Annotated in this window: 2 protein-coding genes and 1 pseudogene; all 3 read right to left on the bottom strand. The window is 46.3% G+C overall.

What is annotated here, in order from left to right; genetic code table 11:
- Window positions 1-30: 30 nt before the first annotated feature.
- Window positions 31-408 carry a hypothetical protein gene (locus PPOP_RS17650; RefSeq protein ID WP_052516654.1) on the bottom strand — a complete coding sequence of 126 codons (378 nt, stop codon included), beginning with the start codon at window positions 406-408 and terminating at the stop codon, window positions 31-33.
- 169 nt (window positions 409-577) lie between these two features.
- Window positions 578-1,504, bottom strand: a complete 927-nt coding sequence (gene terS / locus PPOP_RS17655; RefSeq protein ID WP_006288024.1) for a phage terminase small subunit — start codon at window positions 1,502-1,504, stop codon at window positions 578-580.
- A 328-nt stretch (window positions 1,505-1,832) separates the two neighbouring features.
- Window positions 1,833-2,383: pseudogene (locus PPOP_RS17660) on the bottom strand (site-specific integrase).
- Window positions 2,384-2,777: the final 394 nt, after the last annotated feature.

Here is a 2,777-nt window from a genome sequence, read left to right on the forward strand (position 1 = left end):
GGTTCCTCTACTTTCAAACGATATTTTCTATTATTTTACCATACTCCGTCTCTTTGTTCGATTAGGGTCAGACTTTTTCACCAGACTTTTAAAGTTTACCAGCATGTCCTTCATGACGGTTTCAATCACTTCCGCCTCGTGCAGCCGCCCTTCTTTCAGCTTCAAATCCAGTTCTTCGTTTTGCCGTTTGGCGCGTATGAGCTTCGCCCGCTCCGTGTTGTAGTCAATATTTTCGTCGCTCTCCGGGTTCCGCTTGCGCAAGTAGTTGATGTACCTGTGGTTCGTCGCTCTCAGAGCGTACAGACCGGGCGCGGCTTCTGCGATAATTTTTTCATCGCGCAACTGCCGCACCCGGCGTTCCGACAAGTCCAAAAATCGGGCAACCGCTTTGACATCGTAGAGCTTCACAATTGCCCCACCCCCTGTTTTTCTTTTTTGCACCCCCCGGCAAAATTTTTCCCGGGAACCAACCCCGGAAGCAATTTTTTTCAATTTTCTCTGGGCATATTCTGGGGCTCGACGGACCCGCAGGCTTTGCCATGCTCCAAAAGAACCTATGCTTTATCGTGATAAAGCGTTAAATTTCATCATTTTCATCGTCGGTCGTGTCATCAATCTCCCCCGTCTCCGGGTTGATGTTGAACTCCCCTGTCACCTTCTGCTTCGCCAGTCTATACTTCCGCTCTTCAAGCTCCAGCCGCCGCGATTCCAATTCATAAGCCTTCACGCTGTCCAGTAGCCTTATTATCCTTCCATGCGTTTTGTCCAGTTCTGTTCGTAGTTTCAAAGCCCGCTCGAACGGGCTTGCCTTGATGACCGTTTGCATGGATAGCTTCATAGCTTCCCCGGTGTCTTCCCGCTCCGCATCGCTCACCATGTCCCGAAGCTCTTCAATCTCTCGTTCCAGCTTGTCCAGCTTCTTTTGCTGTTGTTTGGTCGGATTGTCCACGCTCTCCATTTCCCAAACTAATTCATCACGCTGCACGGTCAGTTCTTGCAGCTTGTCTTGCTGCTTCGCAAGCTTCTCGTTGCTGTTCGGGACCATCATTTCAATAACTCGGTCAACATGCAGGTTTGTTTCGCTTTCCGTTTCCAGTTGGGCGATTCTTTTTTTCAGATCGTTTTCTTTTACGACAAGCGTTTGTAGCTCCCGCAGCATGTTTGTTTTGGTGTCAAGGTCGATCTGTTCAATCAGAATTCTTTCGCTTTCGGATAGTTCATCAAAGTAAACCGTTTTGTATGCGCCATGCGTAACCGCATTTTCATTGCGCTTGGGCGCGCCGTGTCCTTTGGCGTTCTGGTTTCCGGGCTGTCCTCCGGGCTTGCGTGATGCCCTTTGCTCTTTCAGCGCTTCCTCCCATTTATCCTCACACTTCCATTTCCTGATTCGGGATTCGGGTACTCCCGCTAGTTCCGCAAACTCCGCATTCGTTGCTTCGCCATCGCTTTCCAGCCATCTTTGCTTTGCTTCGTCTCTGTTCGGGTTGCGCTTCTGCCCTGCCATTCCCTCCCCTCCTGTCGTTTGTTTTGATATTTTCCCTCCCGCTCCCGTCTGCGGCAGATTACATGCGCGTTATCTTGGACTTCTCAATTTCTGAATGAATGCAAAAAAGCAAGTGCGGTCTTCCGAATGTTCCTACATTGGCATTCCGAATACTTTGCTGATTCAGCGATTTGCGCCCACTTTTGTTCCTCAATGTAACATGATCTGATTCTCTAATTCCTCATATCTAATAATTTTGAATAACTGGCAAAGTACCGAATTTCCTTGTAGTATCAAGGGGCTTGTTGATTCTCCCAGAATGAGTTCCAAACATCCTCATTTTGCGGAATTACAATCCAAAATCATCAATTCCCTTGTCCATCATGTCTTGATCCATGCCGATGTATCGCATCGTTACTTCAGGGCTGGAATGGTTAAAAATCTTTTGGAGTAGCACAATGTCTTTGGTCTTTTGATAGAAATGATATCCAAACGTCTTCCTCATGGTATGAGTCCCGATATCCACAAGTCCGATATCATCCGCCGCTTTTTTCAATATCTTGTAAGTCATATCCCTGGTAAGTGGTTTATTCTTACCCTCGCGGCTTTGAAACAGAAAATCGAATTCGTCCATATTCGCAACATAACGTTTAAGCTCTTTCCGTAATGTCGGGTTGATTTTTATCCATTTCTGTTTATCAGTTTTCATTTCACGCATCACAATATGTTCCCCTTTAACATCCATGACGCGTAGTTTCAAAATGTCCTGAACACGAAGCCCGACGTTTATCCCGAAAACAACATCCGGTTACGTTCCCCATAGCGAGGGCTTGATGTTAACAGATAGCGCTTGACCTGCTCGATCATAACCGGATCTCGTATCGGCTGTACGATATTCATGCCATCACCTCACTTCCCAACTAAAAGAAATACCGCCCCCGAAGGAGCGGCAAAGTATATGAAGGTTATGAATAACTGTGCCTCTATATATAGGTGGCAACCGTACGACAAAAATCAGCCCACTAACCTTTCATGCGCATATTTTATACGCATTTATTATTGATGCGCGTTATTTATGCGTGTTATAATAGATAATGAAGGGAGGGAGAAACAATTGGGGAAAGCAACGTACCGTCAGGGAAGTCTTACAAACGCTCAAAGCTGCGGGATTTTACAAATCCCCCACTCACGGCAAAGGCACTAGTATAATGTTCCGAAAATAATGTAACTATATCCCAGCATTTTGTGGTATAATCTTCGTAGCCCTTATTGAACGGAGAGAAACCATGCCCTT

The sequence above is a fragment of the Paenibacillus popilliae ATCC 14706 genome (assembly GCF_000315235.1).
Taxonomy (GTDB): Bacteria; Bacillota; Bacilli; order Paenibacillales; family Paenibacillaceae; genus Paenibacillus_B; species Paenibacillus_B popilliae.